The sequence below is a fragment of the Pseudobacter ginsenosidimutans genome (assembly GCF_007970185.1).
Lineage (GTDB): Bacteria > Bacteroidota > Bacteroidia > Chitinophagales > Chitinophagaceae > Pseudobacter > Pseudobacter ginsenosidimutans.
The window spans coordinates 5185148-5210201 of the sequence record NZ_CP042431.1 but is presented as its reverse complement, the minus strand read 5'-3'; the positions used below and the strand labels follow the sequence as shown (position 1 = coordinate 5210201).

At 50.7% G+C, this 25054-nt stretch carries 14 protein-coding genes; 10 read left to right on the top strand and 4 right to left on the bottom strand.

Annotated features, from left to right (window positions below; translation table 11 throughout):
• Positions 1-52: 52 nt before the first annotated feature.
• The 3 genes from FSB84_RS20485 to FSB84_RS20475 all read right to left on the bottom strand — a co-directional run bounded on the left by FSB84_RS20485 (position 53) and on the right by FSB84_RS20475 (position 10489).
• Positions 53-4708 carry a CBM96 family carbohydrate-binding protein gene (locus tag FSB84_RS20485; protein WP_158644027.1) on the bottom strand — a complete coding sequence of 1552 codons (4656 nt, stop codon included), beginning with the start codon at positions 4706-4708 and terminating at the stop codon, positions 53-55.
• A gap of 70 nt (positions 4709-4778) precedes the next feature.
• Positions 4779-8096, bottom strand: a complete 3318-nt coding sequence (locus FSB84_RS20480; RefSeq protein ID WP_130539742.1) for a CBM96 family carbohydrate-binding protein — start codon at positions 8094-8096, stop codon at positions 4779-4781.
• 38 nt (positions 8097-8134) lie between these two features.
• Positions 8135-10489, bottom strand: a complete 2355-nt coding sequence (locus FSB84_RS20475; RefSeq protein WP_130539741.1) for a CBM96 family carbohydrate-binding protein — start codon at positions 10487-10489, stop codon at positions 8135-8137.
• A gap of 480 nt (positions 10490-10969) precedes the next feature.
• Between FSB84_RS20475 and FSB84_RS20470 the strand changes: the two genes are divergently transcribed.
• From FSB84_RS20470 to FSB84_RS20455, 4 genes are all read left to right on the top strand, one after another.
• Positions 10970-11518: an HdeD family acid-resistance protein gene (locus FSB84_RS20470; protein ID WP_130539740.1), complete on the top strand. Its 549-nt coding sequence runs from the start codon at positions 10970-10972 to the stop codon at positions 11516-11518.
• 91 nt (positions 11519-11609) lie between these two features.
• Positions 11610-12416, top strand: a complete 807-nt coding sequence (locus FSB84_RS20465; protein WP_130539739.1) for an SDR family oxidoreductase — start codon at positions 11610-11612, stop codon at positions 12414-12416.
• Between the two features lie 15 nt (positions 12417-12431).
• On the top strand, positions 12432-13247 hold the full coding sequence (locus tag FSB84_RS20460; protein ID WP_130539738.1) for an SAM hydrolase/SAM-dependent halogenase family protein: 816 nt from the start codon (positions 12432-12434) through the stop codon (positions 13245-13247).
• Between the two features lie 634 nt (positions 13248-13881).
• On the top strand, positions 13882-17268 hold the full coding sequence (locus FSB84_RS20455) for a glycosyltransferase family 117 protein (protein WP_130539737.1): 3387 nt from the start codon (positions 13882-13884) through the stop codon (positions 17266-17268).
• A gap of 230 nt (positions 17269-17498) precedes the next feature.
• Here FSB84_RS20455 and FSB84_RS20450 read toward each other — a convergent pair whose 3' ends face one another.
• The gene (locus FSB84_RS20450) at positions 17499-18332 is read right to left on the bottom strand and encodes a hypothetical protein (protein ID WP_130539736.1); all 834 of its coding nucleotides are present in this window, start codon (positions 18330-18332) and stop codon (positions 17499-17501) included.
• A gap of 254 nt (positions 18333-18586) precedes the next feature.
• Here FSB84_RS20450 and FSB84_RS20445 point away from each other — a divergent pair, with 254 nt between their 5' ends.
• The 6 genes from FSB84_RS20445 (at position 18587) to FSB84_RS20420 (ending at position 25054) form a co-directional block, all read left to right on the top strand.
• Complete coding sequence (locus tag FSB84_RS20445; protein ID WP_225979839.1) at positions 18587-19696, top strand: vWA domain-containing protein; 1110 nt, start codon at positions 18587-18589, stop codon at positions 19694-19696.
• Positions 19696-21243, top strand: coding sequence for a MoxR family ATPase (locus tag FSB84_RS20440; protein ID WP_130539735.1), 1548 nt, complete (start codon positions 19696-19698; stop codon positions 21241-21243). The genes FSB84_RS20445 and FSB84_RS20440 overlap by 1 nt, the downstream gene beginning before the upstream one ends.
• Positions 21244-21504: 261 nt before the next feature.
• Positions 21505-22218 carry a hypothetical protein gene (locus FSB84_RS20435; protein WP_130539734.1) on the top strand — a complete coding sequence of 238 codons (714 nt, stop codon included), beginning with the start codon at positions 21505-21507 and terminating at the stop codon, positions 22216-22218.
• 34 nt (positions 22219-22252) lie between these two features.
• Entirely contained in the window at positions 22253-23005 is a 753-nt protein-coding gene (locus FSB84_RS20430) for a hypothetical protein (protein WP_130539733.1), read from the top strand.
• Positions 23006-23007: 2 nt separating this feature from the next.
• On the top strand, positions 23008-24111 hold the full coding sequence (locus FSB84_RS20425; protein ID WP_130539732.1) for a hypothetical protein: 1104 nt from the start codon (positions 23008-23010) through the stop codon (positions 24109-24111).
• A complete protein-coding gene (locus FSB84_RS20420; protein WP_130539731.1) occupies positions 24071-25054 on the top strand; it encodes a prenyltransferase/squalene oxidase repeat-containing protein in 984 nt (327 codons plus the stop codon). The genes FSB84_RS20425 and FSB84_RS20420 overlap by 41 nt, the downstream gene beginning before the upstream one ends.

Here is a 25054-nt window from a genome sequence, read left to right as displayed (position 1 = left end):
TAAAAACAAAAGAGCAGGACCTGGAAAGGCCCTGCTTATTGTGATTGACTGCTTATTCTCTGAGCAGCTTCTTTGTTGTGACTTTTCCATCGATAGTCACATGTACGATATATATTCCTGCTGTATTGGCGCCTGAATTGAAGATCACCCTGTGATTTCCGGCACTCAGCCTGTTGTTCACCAGCACAGCCACTCTCCTTCCTGTAATGTCGAACACAGTCACATTGGTCTGTGATGCTTTTTCCAGGTGGAAGGTGATGGTGCTGTTGCCGCGGAACGGATTGGGCAATGCAGCCAGCTTGAGTTTAGCTACTGCCGGTTTATCCATTTCAACGGTAAGCGGACGGTTCACCAGGCTTTGCTGACCTGTATTGGTTTGCACCACCAACCGCGGCGGGTTGCTGCCAAACTCTTTGGAATTCCAGAACACGCGCGGATCGTGGGCAGTCAGGCTCTTCAGCGCTAAGCTGACCTTGCTGCGCGATGCACCCAGTTCGCTTTGCACATAGCTGGTTACATCCCAGGTGATATAGCCATAAGCTGCATTGGTGACTGTGCTGGTATCCAGCGCAGCACCGGTAGCAGGTTTATTGTTCCAGGTAAGCGCAGATTCACTCCAGGTTGTATTGGCTACTGCATACACTGTTACAGGCACACTGGGCACCGTAGTGAGGTCCAGTTTTCCATAAACACGAAGTGTAGCCGAGTTCACATTTCCACTTACGGTGGACAGATCGAAACGCAGGTAAGATTCACGTGCATTGTTGAGCTGCCCTGACGGCGATAGTTTGGTGATCAGCAATGTTGGATCGGTAGTGCCATGGGTGATAGCAGCGTTTGTGCCATCCCGTACGTAGGCATCGGCTTCAGGGGTCAGGGTGAAAGTGCCGCCGGAACCGGATCCTGTCTGGATCCTCACTTCGGTATAACTGTTCCAGAGATTCACACTGTTACCGTGCCCAACAATACGAACGTATTTACCACTCACCGGTGTGAAGGTGAATGTTTCCAGCGCAGTGCTGGTTCCGCTGCTTACGCGGCCGGAGGCAGCGGTGGTCCAGTTACTGCCATCATTGCCCACCAGCACATCGAATGTAGAGGTGCGCACATTACCGCTATGGAATGCGATCTGCACACCGGTAACGGAAGCGGGAGTTTCAAGACAGAATTGGATCCATTGCCCGTCACCACTGGCAGACCAGCGTGTATTGAAATCATTGTCCAGCACATTTGCAGGTACATTGCCATCATCTGAACTTGCTGTAACCGGCGTGCAGGAAGGCGCTGCCGCCACACTGATATTAATTGGAGAACTGGTGGTGCTGGCAGTACCGTTATCCGTTGCTTTTGCAGTGAGCACATAATTTCCGGCAGCTACATTGTTCCAGGTATAAGTATAGGGAACCGCAGTGGCTTCACCCAGTTTGGTGGCGCCGTTGAAGAATTCAACTTTGGAAACAGTGCCATCGCTATCGGCCGCATTGGCTGTGATAGTAACTGAAGCCGGCGCGGTGAAGCTGGCATTGTTGACCGGAGAAGTGATGCTTACAGTCGGAGGCAGATTGCTCTGTTGTTGCACGATCTGCACTTCCGTATAACTGTTCCATGCGTTCACGGTATTACCATGACCGAGGATGCGAAGATATTTCGTTTGAACAGTTGCAAAGCTGAATGTCTCCAGCGCTGTGCTGGTGCCGCTGCTTTGCAGTCCTGTTGCTACATTTGTCCAGCTACTACCGTTATTGCTCACCTGAATATCGAAAAGGGAAGCACGTACATTGCCATTGTAGAATGCGATGCGTACGCCTGATACAGGCACAATATTGCCCAGGCAGAACTGGATCCATTGACCATCTCCACTGGCTGACCAGCGTGTGTTGAGGTCATTGTCCAGTACATTGGCAGCCACATTGCCATCATCTCCGCTGGCTGTTACCGGATCGCAGGGAGGCGCAGCTCCTACAGTAATGCTTACAACAGGAGAGGTGGTAGTAGCGCTGCTGTCGTCCGTTGCTTTTGCCGTGAGACTGTAAGCGCCCTGCGGCACATTGTTCCAGGTGAAGGTATAAGGAGCCGTATTATCTTCTCCCAGTTTGGTAGTGCCATTGAAGAACTCCACGAGGGTCACATTACCATCGGCATCATTGGCAGTAGCATTGATAGTGATGCTGGCCGGCGCCGTGAAACTGGCTCCGCTGGCGGGTGATGTGATGCTCACTGTTGGACTGCTGTTACCGCCCTGCGTGATGAAACTCAATTGCGGCGCATTGCTGCCGAACTCTTTTGAATTCCAGAATACGCGCGGATCGTGAGCCACAAGGCTCTTCAGGGCGAATGCCACTTTGGTTCTGCCTGCTGCGATCTCGCTCTTCACATAACTGGTAACATCGAAATTGATATAGGAGTAGTTTGTATTGCCTACCGCCGCTGTAGCCAGTTCTGTTGTACCGGTTGCGGGTTTATTGTTCCAGGTGATGGCGCTTTCAGTCCAGGTAGTATTGGCAACGGAGTACACTCCGGTAAGTACTGAAGGAACTGCTGTGCCGTCCACTTTTCCATAAACTTTGAGTGTAACATTATCGATATTGCCCGTAATGCTGGCAGCATCGAACATAAGATAAGTCTCGCGCGCATTATTCACCTGACCAGCCGGCGATACTTTGGTGATCAGCAAAGTTGGATCCGTGGTGCCATGTGTAATGGCGGCATTGGTTCCATCCCTTACATAAGCATCATGCGTGGGCGTTAGATTGGTAGGTGCAGGCGCTACGCGATAATGCGCCGTTAAAGTAACATCGTTATCACCCAGCGTTACAGTCTGCGATGCATTGCCACCCTGGCTCCAGTGATCATATACATAAGTGACCCCATTCAGGGTTTGCGGAGAAACGGCTGAAATACTCCTGGCCATTCCTGATACAGCTTCTGTTGTGTAGGGAGCTGTGAATGGTACTGCATCCAGCGTTACCTGCAAGCCTGCCGGATTGGTGGCCAGTGTAAGATTGGAAGTAATGGGGAATACTTCCACATATGCCGTATCGATCACTCCCTGCGAATCCTCAACGGAGAGGTATATACGATACCAGATATTTGTTTCATTATGACCCGCAAGGTCTGCCACAAAGGAAGCAGCAGCCACACCATTGGGCACTTGTGGACCAGGATGCGTATGCGTTGCATGGTGGAAGGCTATCCACCATTTGTATTTCGCAACCGGGATAGCGCCATCTTCCGGATCCGATCCCGTACCGGAGAAATTGATCTGGTCACCGGACCTGAACTGCGTACCGTTTGCCGGACTGGTGATAGTAGCGGTGGGTGGCTGACTCACCGTGAGCGTGGCATTGTTACTGGTAACACTGCCCACACTATTGGTTACAACAACATTGTAAGTACCGGCATTGCCGGCCTGTACATTGCTGATGGTATAGGTGGCGCTGGTAGCACCTGAAATATTGGTAGTGCCTTTGCGCCATTGATAAGTGGGCGCCGGGTTACCGGTGGCTGTTACAGAGAAACTGGCATTGCCACCTGCGGGCGCTACTGTATTGGCAGGCTGTGTAGTGATAATCGGTGCAGAGGTTCCACCGGCATATACGATCTTGTACAATGTATTATTGCCGATGCGCAGGTAGTACAGGTTACCATCAGGCCCTTGTTTGATACCTGCATTGTCTGCACTCAAACCTGAAGCAAAACCCGTTCTGCTGGCGCCGCCGGAAGGTGTGATATAATCGATCCAGGCGCCGCAATAATCCAGGAAAAAATATTTCCCGTTATAGGTGGAAGGATAATTACTGATAGCGCCATTGAAGAAAGTGCCGCCATTGATCGCACAACCCTGACCGTTAGGTGGCGGATCGGTCCGGTTGGTGGCATATACATACAGCGGATTCACAAAGCCGGAACAGCCGCTGGTACACATGCCTTCTTTGGTGGGCCATCCGAAATTCTGTCCACCTGAAGTAGCATCGTTGATCTCTTCCCAGGTAGCATTACCTACATCGTTCACCAGTAATCTTCCGCTCACGGGATCTACAGCAATGGTGAAAGGATTACGGAGACCATATGCCCAGATGCGGCTCCGGGCTGCGTTTCCGGTGAATGGATTGCCAGCCGGCACAGATCCGTCTGTATTGATGCGCAGGATCTTGCCGAGGTAATTGTCCAGGTTCTGGGAATTCGATCCCACCTGGTTCTCTCCTACTGCCACAAACAGTTTTCCATCCAGTCCGAAGGCAAGTCCGCCCCCGTTATGATAGATACCGCTGAGCGTTGGCAGATCAAGGAGGGCTGTTTCGCCGGTGGCGAGATCATTGGAACCAAGCGTGAAACGGCTTACCCTGTTATGTGGACCAGAAGTGTGGGTGTAATGGAGATAGATATAATTGTTGGTAGCGAAATTGGGATCCACGGCCACACCAATCAGGCCGCGTTCGCCACTGGTATTCACGGAGAGTGAAATGGCCGGAGTACTCAGCAGGCTACCGTTCTTGATCACCCGAAGCTGTCCTCCTTTCTGACAAACAAGAATTCGATTATCCGGTGTGAATGCCATGGCAGTTGGACTGGTAAGCCCTGTGGCCACCTGCACGCGCGTGAAGTTGGAAGGTAATGTTTGTGCCTGCGCGTGCCGGAACAACATCAGGAATACAAGGCAGCAAAGCATCAGCAGCCGCCAGGTTTTTGGTTGGTTCTGTTCTTTCATATAAGATAGGTTTAAATGGAGCTCTTGTATATAGCTGCATGCCATTGGCATACAAGCCAGGTTTGTTTTCTTATTCCTGAACGATGCGATGGGTGACAGCTTTACCGCCATTCACCAGCCGTAACAGGTAAATACCTTTGGCGCCTGCCGGAGGTGTGAATTGTGTTCTGTGCTCACCTGCCGACAAATAACCATTCACCAGCACAGCCACCCTTCTTCCCTGGATATCGAACACCGTGAGTTCCGTATTTCCCGATTGCTGCACACGGAATGTGATCTTACTGCTGGCGCGGAACGGGTTGGGATATGCGAAGATGGATGAACGCAGTTCCGGTTTATGCTCTGCCTGCAATGATATTGGCGCAGCATTGGTTACCAGGCTTTCTGCTGTTTGCACCACCAGTTGAGGTGGATTGGATCCAGCTTCCTTTGAATTCCAGAACACGCGCGGATCGTGGGCCGTAAGGCTTTTCATCGCAAAGCTGAGTTTGATGCGCGATGCCGCCAGCTCACTCTGCACGTAACTGGTTACATCGAATGTGATATATGCATAGGCTGTATTGGTAACAGTATTGGTGTCAAGCCCTGTACCTGAAGCGGGTTTATTGTTCCAGGTAAGCGTGGATTCATTCCAGGTGGTATTGGATACAGCGTACACACCAATTGGCACAGATGGAACAGTGGTGAGATCGATCTTACCGTACACACGCAGGGTGGCTGATGAAACAGTGCCGCTCACTGATGTAAGGTCAAAACGGAGATATGATTCGCGGGCATTGTTGAGTTGACCGGCCGGAGACAGCTTTGTGATCAGCAATGAGCCGTCAGTAGTACCATGGGTGATATCGCCATTGGTGCCATCGCGCACATAAGCATCCGCTTCAGGTGCAAGCGTAAACGTTTGTGCACCGCCGTTACCTGTTTGTATTTTCACTTCGGTATAACTGTTCCAGGCATTCACACTGTTACCATGCCCCACAATTCGTACATACTTCCCTGTTACAGGAGTGAAGCTGAATGTTTCCAGTGCCGTTGAAGTGCCGCTGCTGACACGACCTGATGCAGCGGTTGTCCAGGTTGATCCATTATTCCCTACCAGCACATCAAAAGTGGAAGTGCGAACATCGCCACTGAAGAACGCGATCTGTACTCCTGTAACAGATACCGTATCATTCAGGCAGAACTGGATCCACTGACCATCGCCAGTGGCGGACCAGCGGGTGTTCAGATCATTATCCAGTACATTGGCAGGGATATTGCCATCATCCGCGCTGGCGGAAACCGGCGCGCAGGCCGGAGCCGCAGCCACGCTGATATTCACCGCAGCGCTGGTGGTGCTGGCATTTCCATTATCCGTTGCTTTTGCAGTAAGCACATAATTTCCTGCAGCAACATTGCTCCAGTTGAATGTATAGGGGGATGAGAGCGCTTCTCCCAGTTTGGTAGCACCGTTGAAGAATTCAACTTTGGAGATGGTGCCGTCACTGTCCGCAGCAACAGCAGTGATCCCAACAGTTGCAGGCGCCGTAAAGCCTGCATTATTGGCCGGTGAGCTGATGCTCACCGTTGGTGCATTATTGGTTTGCTGAACAATCACCACTTCGGTATAACTGTTCCAGGCATTCACAGTATTACCATGACCGAGTATGCGAACGTATTTCGTTTGTACCTGAGTGAAAGAAAATGTTTCCAGCGCAGTGGAAGTACCGCTGCTTTGAAGCCCGGTAGCCACATTGGTCCAGCTGCTACCGTTATTGCTCACCTGAAGATCGAAAAGGGAAGCACGTACATTACCATTGTAGAACGCGATCTTCACAGCAGAAACGGCAACTGTATCCCCCAGGCAGAACTGGATCCACTGGCCATCGCCGCTGGCAGACCAGCGGGTGTTCAGATCATTGTCCAGTACATTGCCTGCCACATTACCATCATCACCACTTGCAGAAACCGGATCGCATCCACCAACAGGAGGCGTACCGGCATTCGGCCCCACCATCGATGGCGATAAGATCTGCGCCGTTACAGTGGCAGCAGACACTTCATCTGCGCCTATATCGAAACTGCCTGTTCTTGATTGTCCATCCATATCCTTATTGGCCCAGGAATAAGATCCTGTACCTGCATTGATAGCAGGACTTCCGCTTTGCAAATGGAAAGTGCCCGTGGCGTCGCGGGCCAGCAAAGGATTCACGGTAGTGTAACTACCGGATGGCATCGCCCCTGCCCCACTGGTCTGGTAGATAATATTATTACTCCACACTGCACCGGTATTCGGCCCGCCGATGGTGGCCGCAGCGCCTCCGCCCTGGATGATATTGTTGGCGAATGTTGTATTGGTAGCGCCCAATCCATTGGTTCTTCCGTCCATCCTGTAATTGGCAGTGTTGTTCACAAGTGTATTGTACACAATGAAACAACGATCAGGTCTGTCATGCACCGTTAATGCATCGCCATCCGCCACTTCACCATCGCCGTTTCCTATATTGATAGCCACACTGCAGCTTTCATAGTGATTGCTGTAGATCTTATGGTCATCGCCAAAAATGCGGAGACCTGGTGTATTGATAAAATAGTTGCCATACACTTCACAGAAATTGCCATGACGCAGCGTAAGCTGTGCCGGGCAATCCCGCACGGTATTGAAGCGGATCACCAGCCTTGAAGCTTTCACTGAAAGCAGCTCATTCTCGCCGGCGCAATTCTCGAATAGATTGTATTCGAATATACTGTTGGTGCTGCTCATGCTGTAGCCACTCAATCCGAATTGAATGGTTTCATTTCCGTTGCCCGACTGCTGAGGCTGATTGGAGAAATAATTATGATGCACCCAGAGGCGTTGCGCGATCTGGCTGCCCGTTCCTCTCACAATGATGAATTTCCCCAGGCCTGTCTTGTTCTGGAAAGTATTGTAATCAACCTGGTGATCGTTACCATTGAGCAGGAGATAATCACCATCGCCGGTGTTCTGGAAAAGGTTTTGCGTCCAGCGGATGAAACTGGTTCCGCTGGCCATGGTGGCCTGTGATGCAGCATGTGTGAATTTGAATCCTTTGATGATCACATACTGGGCAGGACTGTTCACTGCAAAGCCGAAGGAGCCCTTGATCTCCGCACCCAATATGGATTGGGCCTGGATGGTGATGGGCTGTGATGCCGTTCCCTGCTTGCTGATGGTGATATCCGCAGTAGTAGTGTACACACCATTACTGAGAATGATCACATCACCGGGACTGGCATTGTTGATAGCTGTTTGAAGCGCACTCAGAGAAGACACTGTAATGGTGGCGGCATTTGCACCCAGCATAACGGTGATGCATAGCAGCAACAGTATCATCTTTCTGAACTGTAGCTTTTTACTGAATAAAGACCGGGCTGATGTTTTTTTCATGTGGCATTCTATTTTAGAAAGAGAAGAAAGCAGGAGGGTTAATCCTGCTGTATTTTAGCTGTTACAGTTTTTCCATTGTGCACCAGTTTCAGGATGAACACGCCGCTATTGCCTTTGGCATGGAAGGGCACGCGATGATCACCTGCCGGTAATTGAGCATTCACCAGTTTTGCCACTTCCCTTCCCATCAGATCATATACCACCACGCTGGTTTGTCCGGCTTCAGGAAGATGGAACTGAATAGTGCCTGATTGCCTGAATGGATTGGGCAGCATGCGAATGCTGGCCTGACGGCTTTGTTGATTTTCCACCAACGGCATCACGAGTGTTTTGGGAGCCTGGCGGGCTTCTTCCTCATCACTAACGGTTACCACCAGTTGCGGCGGATTGGCTGCAGCTTCTGAGGAATTGAAGAAGATGCGTGGATCATGCGCGGCAAGGCTTTTCAATACCAGGGAGATATTGCTGCGGCTGGCCGCCAGTTCAGTGGCAACATAATTTGTGATATCCCAGTTGAAATAAACATAGGCGGTATTGGTGACAGTAGTGGTGTCCAGCCCTGTGCTTCCTGCAGCAGGTTTGTTGTTCCAGGTGATCGCATTCTCCGTCCAGCTGGTATTGGAGCAGGGAAATACAGCTACAGGAACACTGGGAGTTGTAGTGCCATCTATTTTGCCATAGACGCGGAGCGTTGCACTTGTAACGGTGCCGCTCACCTGCGAAAGATTGAAGCGCAGATAAGCTTCCCGTGCATTGTTGAGCTGGCCTGATGGCGATACCTTGGTGATCAGCAAAGTACTGTCTGTAGTGCCATGTGTAATGGAGGCATTGCTTCCATCGCGCACATAGGCATCGGCCACGGGATTGAGCGTATAGGTTTGTCCGCCGCCTGTTGCCGTTTGTATCTTTACTTCGGTATAACTGTTCCAGGCATTCACACTATTGCCATGGCCCACAATTCGTACATACTTACCCGTTACCGGAGTGAAGCTGAAAGTTTCCAGCGCTGTGGATGTGCCGCTGCTCACGCGTCCGGAGGCTGCTGTAGTCCAGCTAATGCCATCATTGCCTACCAGTACATCGAAAGTGGAAGTGCGCGTATTGCCATTGTAGAAAGCTATCTGAACGCCCGACACGGACACTGGCGAACTGCCCAGGCAGAACTGGATCCATTGTCCGTCTCCGCTGGCAGACCATCTTGTGCTGAGGTTATTGTCCAACACATTTGCCGGCACATTGCCGTCATCACCACTGGCTGTAACCGGATCGCAACCCGGAGGCGGCGTTACAGAGATGTTCACTGCTGTGGAAGTGGTAACGGCATTACCATTATCGGTTGCTTTTGCCGTGAGCACATAACTACCCGCGGCTACATTGTTCCAGGTATAGGTGTAGGGAGATGATGTAGCTTCTCCGAGCTTTGTGGCTCCGTTGAAGAATTCCACATTGCTTACACTGCCATCGCTATCGTCGGCTGTTGCGTTGATGGTTATATTGGCCGGTGCTGCAAAGCTGGCATTATTGGAAGGAGAAGAAATGCTGACCACAGGGGGCTGATTGGTATTGCCGATATCGCTGGGACAAAGGCTGGCACTGCTTTCCGTAACACAGAAATCAGCAAAGCGGACCTGCTCATCGCGCAGCACAGCATCCTTTCCGCGGTATACGCCCCATTTGGGACGATTGTAGGAAGCACCTTCGCGCCACATATCCAGGCTTGCATTGCTATAGCTGAGCAGTGTGACTCCGTCTGAAAGTCTTTTCAACGTGATCTCGAAACTACCTCCGCTTCCTTCGGAGCTTTTATATTTCATATAGGCTTCCACCCATTCTCCTTTGAACGGAGCCAGGTCAACCTGGTGCACAGTACCCAGTCCACCTGAGCCGGAGCCTGAACTATGGATGATCTGCATTTTTTCCGGGCTGCCTGCGCGGGGTGTGATGGTGATCAGCGGAGCACCCGCATCCCCATCTATGGCCTTGATCTGGAAGATATGCGTAAATCGGCTGCTCGGTTTGAAGCCTGCATCCAGCTTGAATTTCCAGCGATAATAAGCAGTCTGCCCGCTGGTATGCTGCAGGTCAGCCGGTGAGCCGTTGCCGCCTTTGATCTCCATCCTCACCCTGTCTTCATTGGTGCAGCGGTCGTTATCCAGGATATGATGACTGTGAAAAACGAAAACATACTTGTTGAGAGTGTTGTCGAAGATCTGGGTTACGTGCTGCCCGAAAGTAGTATGCTGGCAATCGGGATTCTCAACACCAAATCCTTTTGATTCGATGAGCGCATACGTATCCGCAGATCCGTTGGCGCTAAGCGTCACCTGTGCCTTTAATGCAGTGGTACTAACGGTGAGCAATAGTGTAATAGCAGCAATGTAAAGATGTTTCATCTGATAAAGTTTAATTGTGAGTATTCATGGCGTCACTTCCTGCCAATAATGGCAGGCGCCCACGGAATAGGCTTAATAGTCGGGGAGTTGCTACTGGAACAGGGTGCATCAGGAAATGCGCCAATCACAATAAACTTCATGGAACAGCCGGGCAGATAACACCAGAGGAGTGTTGTCCGGAACAGAAATTACCTGCAACGGTATACGTGAAATAAATAATTTATTCCTGTACCTGCGTCAGAGAGATTAACAGACTACTAAGCTATATTAGCAAATAGATGGGATACTAACGGTGAGGGATATGCTCAACGCGGATATGTGGAAAGCCGCAGTACCAGTAGTAAACAAACTAAATGGATTTGGCATTTACGTGGTCAACCCGTAAATTTATTCATCACTTCGCCCTGTAAGTTCCTCTTCCCCATTCCCTTCCGGTTGATCTCATTCAACAATTCCATTCTATCATCAAACGGATTAATCATGAACCGATTTTTCAGTGAATACTGGTGGTTGTTCCTGCTGAGGGGCATATTTGGCGTGATCCTGGGCCTGATGGCCTTATTCATGCCGGGCGTAACTTTTACCACCCTCATCATTTTCCTGGGGGCTTACCTGCTCATCGATGGTATCTTCAGCATCGTGGCAGCCATTAATGCCCGCAAAACGCTTGACGCCTGGGGCTGGTACCTGGCATCGGGCATCTTCAGCCTGCTGGTAGGCATCATCACATTTTACAATCCATTCGCCACTGCACTGGCCCTGCTCTATCTTATCTCTTTCTGGGTGATTGTGGCGGGCATCATCGAGATCGTGATCGCCATCAGGCTGCGCAAGGAGATCAGGGGCGAAGGCTGGTACATTGTTGGCGGCCTGCTCACCGTGATCTTCGGCATCCTCATCCTGGTGAACCCCATCGCCGGAGCCCTCACTCTCACCATGATCTTCGGCATCTACGCGCTGATCTTCGGTATCATGCTCATCTACCTTGGCATCAAACTGAAACAGCGGAAAGGTCAGGTGGTCAGGTAAAGATACCCTGAACGATCACGTTATGGTATTCAACACTTTCATAGCGGCAATCTGCTATCCATTCCCTATTTTTGTGATATAAACAAAGGTCATGTCGTTTTTTAAAGATAAGGTAGTAGTCATCACAGGCGGTAGCGATGGAATAGGCAGAGCGCTGGTAGAAGCATTCATCGATCAGGGCGCACGCGTAGCCACCTGCGGCCGCAATCACGACAAACTGTATACCCTCCAGATGCAGCACACCAATGTATTGCTGCATACCATGACCTGCGATATCTCCAAAGAGAACGACGCCAAACGTTTTATCGAATCCACCATCAAAACCTTCGGTGGTATCGATATCCTCATCAATAATGCCGGCATCAGCATGCGGGCCCTGTTCAAGGATATGGACCTGGACGTGCTAAGGAAAGTGATGGACATCAATTTCTATGGCTCCGTATACTGTACCAAGTTTGCATTGCCCTCCCTCCTGGAGCGGAAAGGCACTATTGTGGGTGTGAGCTCCATCGCCGGCTATCGCGGACTCCCGGGCAGGACCGGCTACTCCGCTTCCAAATTCGCCCTCCAGGGCTGGATGGAAGCCCTTCGCACCGAAATGCTGGAAACAGGCGTACACGTGATGTGGGTTTGTCCGGGTTTCACGGCCTCCAACATACGCCATGTTGCCCTTAACCAGGACGGTCAGCCCCAGGGCGAATCTTCCATGGAAGAAGGAAAGATGATGACTGCCGAAGAATGTGCCCAGCATATCCTCAGGGCCGTTGAAAAAAGAAAGCGCACACTCGTTCTCACAGGAACCGGTAAACGAACCGTGTTCATGAATCGCTTCTTCCCTTCACTGGCCGACAAACTGGTGCATAAATTCTTTTACAAAAACGGAGACCTGGTCAAATAAAATTACCCTCAGTAAATGGCTATCATCACCCTCACATCTGATATAGGTCAGCAGGATTACCTCGTGGGGGCGGTGAAAGGACAACTGTTACAGGTGAACCCACAGTTCAACCTGGTGGATATTTCACATACCATCTCCCCTTTCAATCTTCCCCAGGCCGCCTACGTTTGCCGTAATGCCATCAAAAACTTCCCTCCTCTATCTTATCATATCCTGCTCGTCAACCTTTTTGAGAAGAAACCCGAGCAACTGCTGCTGGCCTACCACAACGACCAGTACATTCTCTGTGCAGACAACGGCCTTCTCACCATGATCCTGGAAGACAAACCCGAAATGGTGATCGGCCTCCAGCTCAGCCGTTCCGCCATCAAGAACACTCTCTACTGCGCCCGCATAATGGGAGAAGCCATCCAGGAACTGCTCAATGGCACCAGCCTCCAGCATATCGGTATCCCCGATGTGAGCTTCACCGAAAAAAATCACCTGCGCCCACTCCTCGGCGAGAACTGGATAGAAGGACAGATCATCTTCATCGACAATTTCGAGAACATCATCGTTAATGTGACCCGCGAGCAATTTGAAATGCAGCGCCGCGGCCGCAGCTTCAAGATCGTATTCAAACGGAACGAAACGATCTCCACCGTCAGCGAAACCTACGCAGACGTGCCCGAAGGCGAAAAACTCGCCATCTTCAACTCTGCCGGCTATCTCGAGATCGCCATCAACAAAGGCAATGCCGCCGGCCTCTTCGGTCTTCAGGGATTCACCGAGCAAAGCGCCTCCATGCAGAACAGGCTGTTTTATCAGACCGTCCGGATCTTCTTTGAATAGCAGTCACTCTGATGATAATTAGGTTTAATGGGGGCGCAAAGGCGGTATGGAACGCGGCTGGAAAACAAACCAGCGCGGGAGGATTATTGTTCAGCTGTGGATTGGTGAGATTGGGCGGTGGCAGGTGGGCCGGGCTCCTTCGCTTATGTTTTCAAGGCCGCTGATTCCATACCGCCGTTTGCGCCAGGGCACCTGAAGTATGCAGGAGTTCTGCTACTATTCAAAGAAGACCATCCGTCTGATAGTTGGGGAGAGATGGGGTAAGAGTGCGTCAGCGGGAGTAATGGCAACAGATATTTTTTTGAGGTATATGAGATGCTTCTGTTGGCATCGGTGAAGTGCCACTAAAAAGAACTTCAAAGCATTCAGGAATTTATCTCAACAATCACCTGATCATTTCAAAGCCGCATTCGGGGTAGCTCCTGTTGCACATTCGGGGGCCCATGGTTTCGAGCATGCTGGCAAAATGCGCCTTGAAAACAAAAGCGAAAAAGCCCGGCTCAGTTACCACCGCCCAACCCAACCAACCCAAAGCTCAAAAAACATCCAAATGCGGTGGTTTGTTTTCCAGCCCCATTTTGCCAGCACGCGAGAAACCCTATATTTGCCCAAGTTTTTTAAAAATTAATCCATTATGAATTTCAACCGGGTAAATAACATAGTAGGTTGGATAGTCTGTTTGATTGCCTGCACTGTGTATATTATGACCATGGAGGCTACCGGCAGTTTCTGGGACTGCGGTGAGTTTGTTTCCAGTGCTTATAAATTACAGATCCCCCACCCACCGGGCGCCCCCCTCTTTGTGCTCCTGGGAAGATTCTTCATCATCCTTTTTGGCGACGACCCCACATCTGCCGCAAGGGGCGTGAACTTCATGAATGCGATCGCCAGTGGTTTCACCATCCTCTTCCTCTTCTGGACCATCACACACTTTGCTCGTAAGATCGTGCAGAAAGGCGCTGAGCTGCTGGACAAAGGCCAGCTGTTCATCGTGATGGCTGCCGGTGTTGTTGGCGCACTCGCTTATACTTTCTCCGATTCATTCTGGTACAGCGCTGTGGAAGGTGAGGTATATGCCCTCTCCTCCTTCTTCACTGCCATCGTTTTCTGGGCCATCCTTAAATGGGAGCATGAAGTGGACCTCGAAAGCAAGACCGATGGCCACAAGTTCTCACGCGCAGACCGATGGATCATCTTCATATTCTTCATGATGGGTCTGTCTATCGGCGTTCACTTGCTGAACCTGTTGACCATCCCCGCCATCGTTCTCGTTTATTATTTCAAACGCTATAAGGTTTCCCAATGGGGCACGTTCTTCGCCTTCCTGATCGGCTGTGTTCTCACAGGTATCGTTCAGGTGGTAGTGATCCAATGGTCTATCAGAGGCGCAGGCTCCTTCGATATCTTCTTCGTGAATGAAATGGGAGCTCCGTTCTTTGTTGGCTTCGGCGTTTACTTCGCATTGCTGGCCCTGCTGTTGATTGCAGGCCTGCGTTTCAACGATGCCAGCATCAGGAAATTCACACTCTTCCCCGTATGGCTTTGCGCTATCATTCTTTTATTCTGCTTCCCCTTCATCAAATCCGGCGGAACCTTCTTCCTCCTCCTCCTGCTGCTGGGTGGCGTGGTAGCCCTTTGCTATTACAATAAAGAACGTATCGGGTCTTTCCTGAAGATCGGCGTATGGAGCACCATCTTCGTGATCCTCGGTTACTCCACTTATTTCACCACACTGGTTCGCTCTACTGCCAACCCATCAGTTGACATGTATAATGTAGACAATCCGGTGAGTCTGACAGGATACCTGAGCCGTGATCAGTATGGCGACTGGCCCATTCTTTATGGTCCTGATTTCGTATACCGCCCGCCGTATGTAGTTACCGGTGACCAATATGCGAAAGGAGAAGATAAATACGAAGTGGTTGGAAAGAATCGCAAACAGGATTATGGCGCTCAACCCGAGCAACGCGATCTCGATGCACTCCAGCAGCAACATCCTGACTGGGATGTGAGCAAGATCGGACCGCATATCTTCCCGCGTATGTACGATAACGGCAATGAACGTAACCAGGAATACGTGTACCGCGCATTCGGTGGTATGATGGAAGGCCAGCAACCCACTTTCGGGAACAATATCCGCTACTTCGCGGATTACCAGTTCCGCTGGATGTACTGGCGCTACTTCATGTGGAACTTCGCCGGTAAACAGAACGACCTCCAGGGCTTCGGCAATATCCGCGACGGAAACTGGAACAGTGGCATCACCTTTATCGATAAGCTTTTCGGACATAGTACGCCAGATGTGCTGCCCGCAACAGCAGGCTCCGAAAACAAAGCCAATAACAAACTCTTCCTCCTGCCCTTCCTCCTGGGTGTGGTTGGATTCATATTCCAGCTGAACAAGACCAGAAGGGATTTCCTGGTGAACTTCCTCCTTTTCTTCTTCACCGGTTTCGCCATCGTGATCTACCTCAACCAGAGCGGCTACCAGCCCCGTGAGCGTGATTACGCATATGTAGGATCATTCTACGCTTTCGCTGTGTGGATCGGTCTCGGCGTTCTCTGGGTGAAAGAAAAACTGCAAAAATTCCTTTCGCCTGATGTTGCCGGTTATATTGCCTTCGGTGCAACACTGCTGGCAGTTCCCGTATTGATGGCATCGCAGGAATGGGATGATCACGACCGCAGCAAGAAAGTGCTGGCCCGCGATCTCGGTAAAGACTACCTTGAAAGCTGCGCCCCCAATGCACTTCTCATCTCCTTCGGTGATAATGATACCTATCCCCTCTGGTACACACAGGAAGTGGAAGGCATCCGCAAAGACCTCCGCGTTGTGAACTACAGCCTCCTGGGTACCGACTGGTACATCAACCAGCTCAGGTATAAAGTGAACGAAAGCCCTGCAATGGATGTGATCTTTACACCTGACCAGATCCAGGGCAGCAAACGCGATATCACATTCACGGCTGACTATCTCCGTCGCGGTGGTTACAACAACCTCCTCACAGGATATGATCCCAATCAATACTATGATCTCTATACAGTACTGAAGAATGTTACCGCCAGCGATGCTCCCAACACCAGCATGCAGATGGACGAAGAGTCCAGGGCCAACATCCTTCCTTCCAATAAAGTGAGCATCCCCGTTGATGTGGAAGCCGCAAGGAAAGCCCTCAAACTCAATCCCGGCGACAGCATCGTGAGCGAACTGAAACTGGATATCAAGAAGAGCTACCTCTACAAGAATGATCTCGCTGTACTGGCGCTGATCGCTGCCAATAACTGGAAACGCCCCATCTACTTCACTTCCACACAGGAACTGGAAGACCTGGGCCTCGAAAAATATGCACGCATGGAAGGCCTCTCCTACAGACTGGTGCCCATCGAGAACTCACAGATAGGCGTAGACGACAGCTACAAGAACGTGATGGAGAAATTCGTATACGGCGGTGCTGAAAGACCCGGTGTTTACTTCGACGAAGAGAACCGCAGACACCTCAACAGCATCCGTCAGGCACATGCGTTCCTCGGATTGCATCTCGCAGAAAACGGGAAGAAAGACTCTGCCCGCAATGTTCTAAACAAATACGACAAGAACGTATTGCAGGAAAACCTTCCCTATGGCTTCACCAGCAACAGGGGCAATTTCCACAACCGTGTCAGCATGACCTTCCTCCTGGCGGCCCTCCGCTCAGAAGACTGGACACTGGCCGATAAAGTTTCCAAATCACTGAAACGTGACCTGGAACAGCAGATGTCTTACTACCGCTCACTCGGCGATGCAATGCCAAACGAAAAACTGGCCATGGAAGCAGCCGCTATCATGAATGGCAGAGGCGGTAACCTGTCAGACAAACAATTCGATTTCGCCAATGACATCCTCTCCTCATTCCAGATGCTGAACCAGATCGGAGAATGGGAGAAGCAATTCAAACCAGGCGGCAAAGGCGGTAGCGCCGAACTCGCACCCGATAGCCTGAGCACTCCTGAGAAACCGGTTATCGATACAACCAAACCATAGGTTTCAATAAATGTAAAAGAGGAACGGTCCGCCAGCGCGGGCCGTTCCTCTTTTTAGGAGATAAGTATTCAAATAGCGTTATGAGCGTATTGGATACTGCTGAAAAGTACGCCTGACCAGTGTATGAGATGCCTTAGACAGCTATAGTAAAAGCGTACTACCGCACAGGTAAAAGCGTAGTTTAGTAGTGAAAGAGGCGTTGGCAGATACCCTCTGCTCAATGAACAAGCTTATTTCGCAGGCAATGCTTTCAGCCAGCTTTGCGCATAGCTCCTCGCAGCCTCTACCACTTCCTTCCCGGAACGGAAACGGGCCTTCCAGGCAAAGCTCTTTTTCTCCAGCTCCGGATCAGTAAAAACCATCTTACGTCCTTTCTTCTCCAGCTTTGCATCCCAGGGAATATTGGCGGTCTCCTGCAAAAACTCCCGGAGGCGTTTTCTCAGCAATACATTGAAGTCTGCCGGTAACTTTTTCTCCAGGTCGGCCATTTCATTTTTATAGTTTTCCATGAATGCCTGCTTGTCTTCCCGTTCCATCAGGTCTGCTTCCGATTCCCTGCGGTATTGCGCATGCTTTGGATGTTTGGGATCGATGAGCGCCGCCTTTCGCTCCTTTGTTTCCTTCAACCCTTTTTCATATACAGGCTTCATGGCAGCGCTGGCATTGGCAATAACGGAGGGCGCATTTTCCAGGTCCTCCTCAATATCTTTCAATTCCTGCTGGATCTGCTCATCTATCAGATCGTCCCAGGACCTGATATTCCAGGCATCCCTTTTCTCCTGGTATTGCTTTTTGAATGCAGGACTGTTCACATATGCTTTCACATAATCTCCCAGTTTGTTCACGATATCCGCCCGCTTACCCACGGGAATGGCCATGGCCGCTGCTGTTACAGGTGCGCTGAAACCTCCGCTCTCCAAATTCTCCAGCACATATCGCTGCGCTCTTTCATCGGTAAGATCTAAACTCTTCAGCACTTCATTAAAACGGTAATACACATACGAAAATGAGAGGAGCATACCTGAAGAAACCAACAGCAACAGGTACAACATGATTTTTTTCATGATCATTTCAAGGTTTTTGATTAATGTCTCAATTTGCCTGAAATTAACCCCAATGCAGGGCCTGCTGATCCGCCACCATACCCGGTTGCCGCTTTTTGCAGTCCCGGCGCCTGAATTTCGTTTCCAATTGCCCGGATAATACCCCGTCAAACAAATTCATCGCTGATTTGTAATTAGATAGATACGTTTCGTACTATTCTCATCCCATACCCCAAAATATCCTTAAATTGAGGTAAGTGATCGTAACCATTTAAATGATTAGTGCAGTGATAGGATTCAGGTTCAATAAATTCGATCCCAATCAGAACGGGAAAAGTAAGTTCGACCAGTTGCTGGACGCATTCATGCAACTGCTCACCTACACCAACGGAGACGTTAACGAAGCCCTCAGCTGGATGAACCAGCTGGACAAAGAATACGAGCTCACCAACAATGAGTATGGCATGGGCGATTTCATTGAAGATCTTCGCAACAAAGGCTATATCCAGGAGAATTCCGTCAACGGGGAGATCACCATCACCCCAAAAACAGAACAGGGCATCCGCAAACGCTCGCTGGAAGAAATATTCGGCAAACTCAAAAAAACAAAGGCAGGCGATCATCATTCTTTCAAACCCGGTCAGGGCGATGAACAGAATCCTGAAACAAGGCCCTTTCAGTTCGGGGATATGCTGGAGCAGATCGATTTCACCACCAGTATCCGCAATGCGCAGATCAACCACGGCATCGAGGCATTCAATATGCAGGAAGATGACCTGGCCATACGCGAAACGGATTTCAAGGCGCAGACCTCAACTGTACTGATGATCGATATCTCCCATTCCATGATCCTCTACGGTGAAGACCGCATCACGCCTGCCAAGAAAGTGGCCATGGCGCTCAGCGAGCTCATCACCACAAAATATCCGAAGGACACACTGGACATCGTTGTGTTCGGTAACGACGCATGGCCTGTGGAAATAAAAGACCTTCCCTATCTTCAGGTAGGACCTTATCACACCAATACCGTGGCAGGGCTGGAACTGGCCATGGACCTGCTTCGCAGAAGGAAGAACCCCAACAAGCAGATCTTCATGATCACAGACGGTAAGCCTACCTGTTTGAAAAGTGGAAAACGCTACTACAAGAACAGTTACGGGCTGGACAGAAAGATTACCAGCCGCTGCCTCAACCTGGCCGCACAATGTAAAAAACTCAAAATACCCATCACCACTTTCATGATCGCTACAGATCCGTATCTGCAGCGCTTTGTACAGGAATTTACAGAAACCAACAGCGGTAAGGCGTTCTTTGCATCGCTCGACAGATTGGGTGCCTTTATCTTCCGTGACTTTGAGAGCGGTAAAAGAAAGACTGTGTTTTAATGAAAAAGAATAATACAACAAAGATCGGGAATAGCATTACTACTCTCGGACAATTGAAATCGAGCGGGTATAAGTCCCGCTCTGTGAAAGACGAGATCAGAACAAACCTCCTTGCGAAATTGCAGCAACAGGAGAACACATTCAAAGGGATCATCGGTTATGAAGATACTGTTGTGCCCGATGTGGAAAGGGCATTGCTCTCCCGGCACAATATGCTCTTCCTCGGTTTGCGCGGACAGGCCAAAACACGTATGGCCCGCCAGATGACGGAACTGCTGGACGAATACATTCCTGTGATCGCAGGCAGCGAGATCAACGATGATCCGTTCAACCCGATCAGCCGCTATGCGGTCGACCAGATTGCCACCTATGGCGATGAAACGCCCATCCACTGGCTGCACCGCAGCGAACGTTACGGTGAAAAGCTCGCCACACCAGACGTTAGCGTGGCCGATCTGATCGGAGATATCGATCCTATCAAGGCCGCCAATCTGCGTCTCAATTTCTCCGATGAACAGGTGATCCACTATGGCATCATTCCGCGCAGCAACCGCGGCATCTTCGTGATCAATGAAGTGCCCGATCTGCAGGCGCGTATCCAGGTGGCCCTCTTCAATATCCTCGAAGAAGGTGATATCCAGATCCGCGGGTTCAAGCTCCGCATGCCCCTGGATATCCTGTTCGTGTTCACTGCTAACCCGGAGGACTATACGAATCGCGGCTCCATCGTTACGCCGCTGAAAGACCGTATCGAAAGCCAGATCCTTACGCACTATCCAAAGAACATCGATACTGCACTCGCCATTACCGAACAGGAAGCAGATATCCTCCCCGAGCAATCAGCCATCGTTGCCATCAGCGATCTGCTGAAACGCCTGGTGGAACAGATCGCTTTCGAAGCGCGCGGCAGTGAGCTGGTAGACAAGAAGAGCGGCGTATCCGCCCGCCTCAGCATCTCCGCACTTGAGAACGCCATCAGCGCCGCTGAACGCAGGGCAGTTATCAACGGTGAGCAACAAACGCAGGTTTGGGTCAGCGATCTCGTAGGCGTTGTACCCAGCATTACAGGAAAAATAGAACTGGTGTATGAAGGCGAACAGGAAGGTCCATTCCAGGTGGCCATGAACCTGCTGGAAAAATCTATCCGCAGCCAGTTCGTGAACTATTTCCCCAATCCTGAATCGCTGAAGAAGAAACGAACCCAGGCGCAGCAGGAAGAGAATCCTTATCGCAGCATCCAGGCATGGTTCGATAAAGGAAATGCACTCGATCTCTTCCTCAACCTGAAAGACGAACAGAAAATTCAGCAGCTTTACAAAGTTGATGGATTGCATGCGCTGGTGAAAAAATATTACAGGCAGGCAAACGAAAGGGAAGCTGCATTACTGATGGAGTTTGTGTTGCACGGACTCAGTGCATTCTCTTTGATCAGCAAAAAAATAGTGGAAAACAAGATCGAATTCAAAGACCTGATGGGCTCTATGCTGAATTTAGGTAATACTACTTCTTATTCAGATGAAGAATTTGATAACGAAGATTTTAATTGACAGGAACCATTCGGTACATCTACTTAAAGAGCCGCTCAAAGCCATGTGCAGAGCGGCTCTTTCTTATCTATAACACTTTTAGGGTATGCCGTTTTTTTGGTGGATGATGCAACAGCATCTACCTTTATTCCACCACCGGAAATTATACCGATCTACTCTCTGATTATTGCAACAGTTTTACTGGTCCCTCTCCACCACCCTACCCACCGACAGATTTTTTTCTGGAACCATTTTTATTCTTTAACCATAAACATCCCAGACATGAACGCAAAAAAGAAAGCGCCGGTCAGGGGGCGGACGGATATTGTGAAAGTTGATCCTGTGAAGGATTACAAGCAGCATATCATGAAGCCCGATCTCAAAAAACTGGCAGGCAAACTCAAGCTCTTCGGATTCGACAGAGTGGAAGAGATGCCTCAGATGCCACTGATCTGCAGACTGAAAAAGATCGGACCGGTGATCCTTCATCCCAAACAGACCTTCGATCCTCATATCGGAGAGATCAGGGAATTCATCCGCCCGGTAACCTGTGATTCACTGCAAAAGCTCAAAGCGCTGGTGGGCACTCCCAATGAAGTGCTGGCCAGAGAGAGAAAGATGCGCGCCAGCACGAATATCAGAAAGGTGCAGATGCAGCATCTTCCTGCAGAAGCCAAATTCAAATTCACATCGCTGGATGCACCTGGCCGGATCGCACTGCACGATATGGCGCATAACCTGCTCCATGGCTATGTGGAGGAAGAGCGTATGCAGCGTCAGCCTTACAAAGCGGTGGTGGACTATATGATCGGCAAAGCGAGAGAGCTGCCCACATTCGTGGCGCAGGAACTGATCGTTTGTCCCGGTGAGACCGTTTTCTTCAATGGATTTGCAGCCATGTTCTTCGTGAACGTGATCGTGTATGGCGATGGACAGATCAAAATGGCGAACAATTCCAAGCTGCATGCTTATCATATAAAGCATGTACCTGTTTGATCATCATTACTACTAACACTTTAAAACATATTATATGGCAATGTTTACTGGTCCGGGTAACGATGGCGTTAACGGCTTTGCCGGCAGCGCTGGTGCGCCACCGGCACCCAATACAACAGCAGCGAACGGCCCCGGCGGCCGCGATGCGGAGTGCAGTACCTGGGGCGATGAAAAGCCCACCAATGGCGGCGCAGGAGCGCATGGCGGACAGGGCGCGCAGGGACATCCCGGTAATAATGGAGGTCATGGCAGCAATGGTTCACACGGCGCTGTTGTGACGATAGATAGTACTTTCCTCACGGGCACCATCACACTGAATTTCCGCGGCGGTCGCGGTGGCAACGGTGGCGATGGCGGCAATGGCGGACAGGGACAGCAGGGTCAGAATGGAGGCAACGGCGGTCAGGGCGGCAGCGGCAAAGGCTGCGAGCCCCATGCAGGCGACGGAAAGGGCGGCAATGGCGGCAAAGGTGGTCGTGGAGGACGCGGTGGCAACGGCGGCAATGCCGGAAGCGGTGGAAATGGCGGCCATATCGTGATCCTCTACGATCCCAATGCACTCTTCCCGAATGTGATTGCAGATCCCGTGGATGGACTGGCAGGCGGCCCTCCCGGCGCTCCCGGCGCAAGAGGACAGGGCGGACCTGGCGGCCCAGGTGGTAATCCCGGCAGCGGCAGCAGCTCAGGCGATGGCGGCGGCACAGGCGATCCCGGCGAAGAAGGAGGCAACGGAGCTACCGCAGCAACCGGCAGCCCCGCTACAGTTGACATCATTGAACAACCATAATCATGATACAACCAACGCTCAACAGTTTCTATCAGCGCAGAATTGCGCTGGTAGAAACTTCGATCAATGATCTAAGTTATAAAGGCAGCAGCAGGCTTTCCTCCAAAAACAACCAACTCTGGCAATCGTTACTGGAACCAACGTTCAACATCCAGCCCATAACCACTCCCCTGCGCGCTGCCTCCATTTGCATAGACGGAACGCCGGTGGTGTTTTCGGTTAAGCTCACACGTGAGCAGGAATCACCGGCTTTCCGCGTGCTGGTGGAACCCGGCGGAACCGGCATTACCGTGCCGCAACAGGTGAGTTGTTCCCTTAAAGCCGCCGATGAACTGCTGCAGATCATGGGTTGGCAACAAGCCGCTGAACAGGTGAACAGGATCATTCATCATGTGTTCCCTGCCGACAGCGCAGAACTGGAAAACTGGTGGGGCGGTATCTGGCTCGGCACTTCCATTGCAGATACGCATACCGAATTACGCATGTATCTCAACCTTCGTCATGGTAACACATTGCAACGCTGGCAACGCGTGGCCGATGTACTAACCGAATTCAGTGATGATAGCATTGCCCCGGTTCTGGAGAAACTCATCGTACAAACTTCGCCCCATGCCATACCCGTAGGGCTGGGCATCGTGATCAGCGGTTCGGTCAGGGGTATCCGTTTGTATGCAGGTATGCAGGAACCCTCTGAAACCAGTATCATGGATTGTATTTCAGGCGATGCATCGCTGGTGAAAGATGATATACACTGGTTCTGCAATGCTATCCTTGAGCAGTTCGGTCCATTTGCGCGGCAGAGCATCACACTTGGCTATGACTTTCATCTGGATAAAAAAGGCGTATTGCAGCCACTGATCTCGCGCACCAAGATCGATGTGGCCTGCCAGCGTTTCGCCAAAGCCGAAGGATTCATTCCATTTTTACATCAACTGGTGCAAGAATTCAATTTCGATAACAGCCAGCTTCCCTCCTTTCTGTCTGATCTCCGGCATTGTTTCAACGGATGCGATGTGGAATACATCAGCCTGGGAGTGGATGGCGGCATTGACCACCTGACCGTTTATGCTAAACCTCATTCGCTTCAACCCGCAGGCAGTAACTGAAGCTGTACAACTGGCCGAGCAGTTCCTGCTTTTGCAACAAGACGTTGATGGCTGCTGGCGCGATTACCAGCTGGAGCCCGGCTCCTCCGAAGCCTGGACCACCGCCACGGTACTGTACAGTCTTACAGGAAGTCAGCCCTCTTCCATTCCCGTTCCGATGGTGAATGCCGCCATACAGGCATTACTTGACCTGCAACGCCCCACAGGATGGGGTTATAACCGGCATACCGCTACAGATGGCGATTCCACCGCCTGGGCTTGTCGTGCTCTCGCTTCATTACAGGCGCTGCCCGGCGCATTCCTGGCAGCCATCCTTCAGAATTATATCCATGAGAATGGAAGTACACGCACTTTCATATTGCAGGATAGATTCGGCAGCTGGGCAGACCATCACGCAGACGTACAACCGATGATCGGTATGGCATTGCTGAAATGTTATGCCAGTGCTGCTTCCAAACAAACTTCAACCCTGACCAGCCTTATATTCCGAATGCGTAATCATTGTATACTATCCGCCGGCAATGAGCTCTGGACAGCATTCTGGTGGAATTCCGATGCTTATGCCATTGCCATCAATCTTGAGTTTTTACAGACCAGCGGCGGCATCCCCGAAGCCATCCGGCAGAATGCAACACTGTGGCTGATGCAAACAAATAGTCCGCAATCGGCATTTGAAGCGGCGCAGTTGTTGAAGATCGCATTGCTCTGTGGTGTGGATCCAGATACAACGGGAAACCTTGCTCAATACCTGTTGAATACGCAGTTGACAGACGGAAGCTGGGCTTCAGCGGAAGTATTGCTGGTGCCGGTACAGTTTGAACAAAATCAGCATTCAAATGAGATTACTAACACATATGCAGATACGAAAAGACTAATGAGCACTGCGATGGCAATAACAAGTTTGAAAACGATTCTCGCTGCAACAAAGCAGCTAATGAATTGA

Excerpts from the sequence above, each read along its gene's own strand:
- FSB84_RS20480 (WP_130539742.1), bottom strand. The coding sequence starts at position 8,096 with ATGAAAAAAACATCAGCCCGGTCTTTATTCAGTAAAAAGCTACAGTTC.
- FSB84_RS20420 (WP_130539731.1), top strand. The coding sequence starts at position 24,071 with ATGCTAAACCTCATTCGCTTCAACCCGCAGGCAGTAACTGAAGCTGTA.
- FSB84_RS20440 (WP_130539735.1), top strand. The coding sequence starts at position 19,696 with ATGAAAAAGAATAATACAACAAAGATCGGGAATAGCATTACTACTCTC.
- FSB84_RS20455 (WP_130539737.1), top strand. The coding sequence starts at position 13,882 with ATGAATTTCAACCGGGTAAATAACATAGTAGGTTGGATAGTCTGTTTG.
- FSB84_RS20445 (WP_225979839.1), top strand. The coding sequence starts at position 18,587 with ATGATTAGTGCAGTGATAGGATTCAGGTTCAATAAATTCGATCCCAAT.
- FSB84_RS20470 (WP_130539740.1), top strand. The coding sequence starts at position 10,970 with ATGAACCGATTTTTCAGTGAATACTGGTGGTTGTTCCTGCTGAGGGGC.
- FSB84_RS20485 (WP_158644027.1), bottom strand. The coding sequence starts at position 4,708 with ATGAAAGAACAGAACCAACCAAAAACCTGGCGGCTGCTGATGCTTTGC.
- FSB84_RS20430 (WP_130539733.1), top strand. The coding sequence starts at position 22,253 with ATGGCAATGTTTACTGGTCCGGGTAACGATGGCGTTAACGGCTTTGCC.
- FSB84_RS20450 (WP_130539736.1), bottom strand. The coding sequence starts at position 18,332 with ATGAAAAAAATCATGTTGTACCTGTTGCTGTTGGTTTCTTCAGGTATG.
- FSB84_RS20425 (WP_130539732.1), top strand. The coding sequence starts at position 23,008 with ATGATACAACCAACGCTCAACAGTTTCTATCAGCGCAGAATTGCGCTG.
- FSB84_RS20465 (WP_130539739.1), top strand. The coding sequence starts at position 11,610 with ATGTCGTTTTTTAAAGATAAGGTAGTAGTCATCACAGGCGGTAGCGAT.
- FSB84_RS20460 (WP_130539738.1), top strand. The coding sequence starts at position 12,432 with ATGGCTATCATCACCCTCACATCTGATATAGGTCAGCAGGATTACCTC.
- FSB84_RS20475 (WP_130539741.1), bottom strand. The coding sequence starts at position 10,489 with ATGAAACATCTTTACATTGCTGCTATTACACTATTGCTCACCGTTAGT.
- FSB84_RS20435 (WP_130539734.1), top strand. The coding sequence starts at position 21,505 with ATGAACGCAAAAAAGAAAGCGCCGGTCAGGGGGCGGACGGATATTGTG.